We start from the raw sequence: 6,863 nt of genomic DNA, 5'->3' as shown, positions 1-6,863 counted from the left end.
GTGCGGCAGTGGCATTGGGCAACCTGGGACAAGCGGCGGCTAACTACATCCCTGACATCCTCAATTTCCTCAAGGATGAAAAGGTGGACGCCAACGTTCGTTCTGGTGCGGCAGTGGCATTGGGGAAGATAAAACAACTCAAGCTGGAAGAGGTTGTTATAGTTTTGAATTATGCTTATGAACCAAACCAGGGAATATTTGGGTCAGATAGAGGAAACTTTGAATTTTGGCGGTTTTGGTCTTATTTCCTGAGCGGTGGCACAGATGAAGTAAAAACTCTACTGACATGGCTGGGCAGACCTGAGAGAAAAACAATTCCTGAGCAACTTACCCACGATGAAGGCAAGAAAACGCTAGAGGTTTTTCTCAAAGCCTGGGAACCTAGTAAGGGGCTGGAGAGATTAAGAGAAGATTTAGCAGAACAAATTTCGATAGTTGCCGAGAACAAAAAAGTTGTTTGGAAATGGCAAGATATCCGTTTGTTACAGTCCCACTACAACAACCTCAAAACTTCCTACCCTCCTAAAGCTTATGCAGTGCAGTCACAGATAATTAACCTTGAGGGTTGGCAGTGGTTTTTCAAAGCCAGAAACACCATCCTCATTCATGCTGCCTTTTGGCTTGCCCTCATCTTTGCCTACCCCAAATTCCCCCAAGTCCAAGCCATCTTCTTCTGGAACCCGTGGGTACGCCGTATTCTCGGCGTCGGCTATGTCGGCTTTCTCCTCACCTGGTTTCCCCCCTTCCGCCGCAAATTATTTGAACCCTTCAAACCTTCCCTATTAGCCGATGCCGGCTTAGATAATTTTCATGACCAATCATACTTCCCAGAGTCTCAAGTCAAAGTTCCCGCCTCAGGAGACATCCAGCCAATTACCGCAGCCATACCCAGTATTCAAGGACAAATTATCTTAGAAGGTGATTCCGGCTTAGGCAAGTCGATGTTTCTCCGCCATCTGTTGAAAAACTCCCAGCGCATAGTCGTTTATCTCCCCGCCCAGAAATGTCATAAAGGTGTAATTGAAGCAATTCAAGACAAGCTACACGGCCAAGCACAAGATGCCGGCTTCCTGAAAAACCTAATTTACAGTGGCGCGATAGATATCTGCATCGACGGACTCAACGAAGTCACCGCCGAAACACGGGCAAAAATCTGCCAGTTTGTCGAAAGCTATTTCCGGGGCAACATTATCATGACTACCCAGTCCCTAGAGTGGACACCCCCCTCAACAGCCAAAACTTGTTATTTGCGGCCCCTTGAACAAGAACAAATTCAAGAGTTTTTGATATCCCGTCAGCCGCGACTACCCAAAGATGCCAAAGTTCTCGGTGATGATTACGCCCAAGCCTGCACCAGCTATTTAACAGAAGTCCTCAAACAGCAACAAGCCAAAGAAGAGTTAGATGCTGTCCGTCGCATTCTTTCCAATCCAATGGATCTAACTGTGGTAGCGCTGATGTTATCACAAGGCAAACATCCAAACTTGTTTCGCTTGCAAGAATAGCAATACAATTTGATGGCGGCAGAATACCTCAAAGAATGGAATCAAGAATTTCCGTTGAAGAAATTCTCAGCCGCCGTCTACGAAATGCGACTCGAAGACAAACAAGCCTTACCCGCCGATGAATTTTACCAAGTCTTGCAGTCTTTGGAAGATGAGAAATACAAGATGGTAGTCAGCCGTCAGTGGCAAGATGAAAAAAGCGAAGCCAAGAAAGAATGGTACTTCCGCCACGATAAAATCATGGACTTCTTCTTAGTGCAAAACTTTCTGGGCGAAACTGATGCAGCCGAAGGACTACTAGTTGATAGAATGGGCGACCCGCGTTTTCGTGGTGTTTATTTCTTGCTAGCAACCTTGCTTCCTTTAGATGCAGCTAAAGAACTGCGAGAAAAATTGATTCAATACGCGGCGGATACTAAAGACAATACGGTGAGTAATACGTTCGTGCAATTGTTGCGGACAAGATAATTCGTAATTCGTAATTTTAAAGAATAACAGGCGATAATCCTTACCCACTTCCTTCATCTATAGGAATCCGGTTTGATTTCTAAAAAGATACGTAGGGGAGCCAGTTGCGTGGGCGGGTCTCCCGACTTGAGCAAACTGGCGTTGTATTAGCGACAGCGTAACGCACCAAAACCTCGATAATGGTGCGTTACGAACTCCGTTCTAATTTAATCAAGGCTCTAGCAACTTCCGCTCGTCTGGTTGCAACTGTTGCACAGCCGTAATGAGTTCAGAACTTACGCACTCAGATCCCCCAACCCCCTTAGAAAGGGGGCTTTACACGTTCCCCCCTTAGAAAGGGGGCTTTACACGTTCCCCCCTTAAAAAGGGGGGTTAGGGGGGATCAGGGTTTCAGGCTTCAGTGCGTAAGTCCTAGAGTTGTTCCAGGGTAATCGGAATCGATACCATGTCAGTTGCCGTCGTTGAATTTCTTAAATTGTAGTGCGATCGCGCTGCCCATTGGTGTCAACTTAAGCTCAAACACTCAATTTCCAGTAGTTTCAGATCCCCCAACCCCCTTCAAAAGGGGGCATTCGATTCTAATTCCCCCCTTAAAAAGGGGAGCCAGCGCGGTCTTGGGGTCTCCCCAAGTGGAGCGACTGGCGTGGGTTAGGGGGGATCTCAAATCTAGGTGTTACATCGAAAAACTTTGAAATGCTTATCAGACTAAGCTTTCACGTTAAGTTGACACCAATGCGCGCTGCCTCACTACAACGCGGTCTTCTCCTTCCTTTACATAAATTCTTAAGGTAGCTTGTTGTTTTTGTGGCTCGCAACAGCTGCGCGGAGATTACCTTGATGTTCTGACAAAAGCCGATCGCCATCGTCTTTTTCTAAACCAGTCCAGTGCATCAATAGAGCTAGCTTAACCCACTTGCCACTACGTTCTAGTAAGAAACCAGCGGCTTCACGACTTAAACCTGTGAGGTCTTGCAAAATTTGCAAAGCGCGATCGCGTAATTTTTGATTTGTGACAGCTACATCCACCATCCGATTACCGTAAACTTTGCCTAGCTTAACCATCACTCCGGTAGACAGGATATTTAAAGCTAGCTTGGTGACTGTACCAGCTTTCAAGCGAGTTGAACCAGCTATTACCTCTGGCCCTGTTAACAGGCGAATGTCAACATCAGCATCAAACCTCACTTGTTCAGCAGGAACACAAGCGATAAAAATAGTAGTGGCTCCCCGCTGACGGGCGGCGTTGAGCGCACCGTGGACAAATGGCGTTGTTCCACCAGCGGTAATACCAACTACCACATCTAACTGAGTAATGTGTCGTTGAGCGATCGCAGCCTCACCATCTTGAGCGCGGTCTTCTAAATCCTCAGAACTGCGTACCAGCGCCCCAGCGCCACCTGCAATAATCCCTTGTACTAACTCTGGGGGTGTACAGAAAGTAGGTGGACACTCAGCAGCATCTAACACGCCTAATCTGCCACTTGTCCCCGCACCAACATAAAACAGCCGTCCTCCGTGGTGCAAACGCTCTGCGGTGCGCTCAATTGCTTCAGCTAACTGAGTTTTCGCCGCTGCGACTGCTGCAAGTGCCTTTTGGTCTTCACTATTAAACAGCTCTACCAATTCCACAGAACTGAGTTGGTCTAAATTAAGACTATTAGGATTTACTTGCTCGGTTAAAAGATACCCTCGAACGGGTATAACATCGTTATTTACGTTAGATTTCTCTGAATTATGCATAGTTTTAGCATTATGAGCGATGAAGCGAAAAAGCTTGGTACTTGCTATAAACGTTCAATTCTATTCTTTTCTTTATAGCTTGTCGCAATATCTGTAGAAATGATTTCTACATTCATAGGATAGCTTGAACTGAGAATCAGACGATCATTTTGAGATAAAGACGATGATATTTTAAAATTATTCAATTTGCAGAAAGTGGCGATCGCGTAAAAAACACGGGAAGTCTACGGCTACACTCAGTCTACTGAACTATCTCAAATACGCGATAATAGAGAACAGCCCAATTAGCTTTTATTAAACTCTCATGCACTTTGAATGGGATGAAGCGAAGAATCTGGAAAACATCCGCAAACATGAAATTGACTTCGCTGATATTCCTGAAATGTTTGATAGTCCAATGCTAATTGAGCTAGATGACCGTTTTAATTATGGCGAGGAACGCTGGTTCGGTATCGGTTTTCTTGGTAACGGCGTAGCGGTTGTTGTCTGGACAGAACGGCAAGGTGATGTTACCCGAATTATCTCAGCAAGAAGGGCAAATCGATATGAGCGAAAACGATTTGAACAATATCTCACGTACTAATTGGGAAGCTCTGGAAACGATGTCAGATGAGGATATTGACTATTCTGATATCCCGCCGTTAACAGATGAATTTTTTGAGAAGGCAACCTTGAGAGTGCCAGCCACTCAAGCACGGAACCTAATTCAACTCGATTCAGATGTGATGGCTTGGTTTCAAGCCCAAGGTGTCGAATACAGAACACTCATCAATTCAGTCTTGCGCCAACACATCAACAATAGTGGTGATAAGCAATCCGCCTAACAATTCAAAAATTAATTTTGACTTTTATTTAAGTGTAATACTAATGTCAAAATGAAAGATAATTGCCAGATAACTTACTTTGTTTAAAGATAATTATTACAATCGATACCTGTCCTAAAAATATTCTATGCCTGAAGTAGAAACATTTCCTATTTCACTGTTACTCTACTTCTAGACAATGAGGAATTGAATAATGTTAAAAGTTTTTGCCGATCGCGGTGGTACATTCACAGATATTGTAGCTGTTACTAATAATCAGACAATTATAAATAGGCTTTCAATATATCCTGAACGTTTTTTAATTGTTCCTTTATCTAAAAAACAATGGGTTATTGTCTATAAATTGCTTTCAGAAAATCCTGAGCAATATCAAGATGCAGCTATTCAAGGTATTCGGGATATCATGGGTTTATCAGGTAATGAAGCTATTTTTGGTGAAGCAATAGAAGTGGTAAAGATGGGGACAACAGTAGCAACAAATGCACTGTTAGAAAGAAAAGGCGATCGCGTCGTCCTTCTGATTACCAAAGGCTTTAAAGATGCCCTACGAATCGGCTATCAAAACCGTCCTAATATCTTTGCTCGTCATATCGTTTTACCAACCATGCTTTATGAGCAGGTGGTTGAGGTTGATGAACGCTATGACACCCACGGAAATGAATTAACCCCTGTAAATATTGAACAAGTCAAAAATGACTTACAAGCAGTTTACAACCTAGGCATTCGCAGTTGTGCTATTGTTTTTATGCACAGCGATCGCTATCCCAATCACGAACAACAAGTTAGCAAAATCGCCGCAGAAATCGGTTTTACACAAATTTCTGTATCCCATCAAGTTAGTCCTTTAATGAAGTTGGTTAGTCGCGGGGATACAACGGTTGTAGATGCTTATTTAACTCCTATTCTGCGTCGCTACGTCAACCAGATAGCTAGTCAGTTACCTGGAGTAAAATTAATGTTTATGAAGTCTGACGGGGGTTTAGTCGCAGCCGAACAATTTCAAGGAAAAGATAGTATTTTGAGTGGCCCGGCTGGGGGCATTGTTGGTGCAGTTCAAACTAGTAAAAGAGCAGGTTTTGAGTTAGTAATTACCTTTGATATGGGGGGAACAAGTACAGATGTTGCTCACTTTAAAGGAGAGTATGAACGACAACTAGATTCAGAAATTGCTGGCGTTAGGATGAGAGTTCCTGTATTAGCAATTAATACTATTGCTGCTGGCGGTGGTTCAATTTTATTTTTTGATGGTTCTAGTTATCGTGTCGGGCCGGAATCTGCTGGATCTAATCCTGGGCCTGCTTGTTATCGACGTGGCGGGCCGTTAGCGGTTACTGATGCTAATGTCATGTTAGGCAAAGTTCATCCGCAATATTTTCCATCTGTTTTTGGAATTGATGGTGACTTACCTTTAGATAAAGATATTGTTATTCAACAATTTACACAATTAGCTCAAGATATTGAGGCTGTTACAGGAAACACTCGTACACCTGAACAAGTAGCCGCTGGATTTATTGCGATCGCAGTGGAAAATATGGCAAATGCGATTAAAAAAATTAGTCTACAACGAGGTTATGATGTCAGTCAATATGTGCTTTGTTGTTTTGGCGGAGCAGGAGGACAAGTTGCTTGTTTAATTGCTGATACTTTGGGAATGAAAAAGATATTTCTTCACCCTTATGCTGGGGTTCTTTCTGCTTATGGCATGGGATTAGCTGATGTCCAAGCAATTAGAGAAGTAGGAGTAGAACAGCCTTTAACCCAACTATTAATTCCTCAATTGCAGCAGTTAATGGAGTCTTTAGAAATTCAAGCTAGAAGTGAGTTGAATCAAGTAAGCAATGAAGAGGAATTAGTACAAAAAGCTAATTTAAAATACGAGGGTACTAACTCTACCTTAACCATTAATTTTGTCTCAGACGTGACAGTGATGCAAAAACAGTTTGAGATTGAACATCAATCTCGTTATGGTTTCATTCAATTAGAGAAAGTCTTAATTGTTGAATCAGTTTCATTAGAAGTAATTCAAAAAATGGATACTCCCGAAGAACCCTTAATTACTCGTACGCGTCCAATAGATAAAGCCCTCAGCCCTGTTGAGATAGTACAGATGTTTACTGCTGACCAATGGCATAATACCCCTGTTTATCGACGGGAAGATTTACAAGCAGAAGATATTATTAATGGGCCTGCGATCATTGTAGAGAAAATTAGCACAATTGTAGTTGAACCTAACTGGCAAGCAAGATTAACCGAGCGCAATCATTTAGTTGTAGAACATTTATAAACTGTAATAATAGGCTTAGAACTAACTAATTCTTCAATATTT

General features: G+C 42.8%; 4 protein-coding genes and 1 pseudogene. 4 read left to right on the top strand and 1 reads right to left on the bottom strand.

The genetic code is table 11. The annotated features are described in order from the left end of the window. A pseudogene (locus HCR01_RS32400) lies at positions 1–1,973 on the top strand (PBS lyase); the annotation flags it as partial. Positions 1,974–2,756: 783 nt separating this feature from the next. Here the strand turns inward: HCR01_RS32400 and murQ are convergent. Next, positions 2,757–3,713, bottom strand: coding sequence for an N-acetylmuramic acid 6-phosphate etherase (murQ, locus tag HCR01_RS32395; protein WP_193200091.1), 957 nt, complete (start codon positions 3,711–3,713; stop codon positions 2,757–2,759). A 304-nt stretch (positions 3,714–4,017) separates the two neighbouring features. Between murQ and HCR01_RS32390 the strand changes: the two genes are divergently transcribed. The 3 genes from HCR01_RS32390 (at position 4,018) to HCR01_RS32380 (ending at position 6,821) form a co-directional block, all read left to right on the top strand. After that, positions 4,018–4,296 carry a BrnT family toxin gene (locus HCR01_RS32390; protein ID WP_193200090.1) on the top strand — a complete coding sequence of 93 codons (279 nt, stop codon included), beginning with the start codon at positions 4,018–4,020 and terminating at the stop codon, positions 4,294–4,296. Continuing rightward, on the top strand, positions 4,259–4,537 hold the full coding sequence (locus tag HCR01_RS32385) for a BrnA antitoxin family protein (RefSeq protein ID WP_193200089.1): 279 nt from the start codon (positions 4,259–4,261) through the stop codon (positions 4,535–4,537). Before HCR01_RS32390 ends, HCR01_RS32385 begins: the two co-directional genes overlap by 38 nt. Before the next feature lie 193 nt (positions 4,538–4,730). Then, complete coding sequence (locus HCR01_RS32380; RefSeq protein WP_193200088.1) at positions 4,731–6,821, top strand: hydantoinase/oxoprolinase family protein; 2,091 nt, start codon at positions 4,731–4,733, stop codon at positions 6,819–6,821. Positions 6,822–6,863 lie beyond the last annotated feature (42 nt).

Source organism: Nostoc sp. MG11, assembly GCF_014904695.1.
Taxonomy (GTDB): domain Bacteria; phylum Cyanobacteriota; class Cyanobacteriia; order Cyanobacteriales; family Nostocaceae; genus Komarekiella.
The sequence above is the reverse complement of the archived record's forward strand: the minus strand, read 5'-3'. Positions and strand labels throughout refer to the sequence as shown.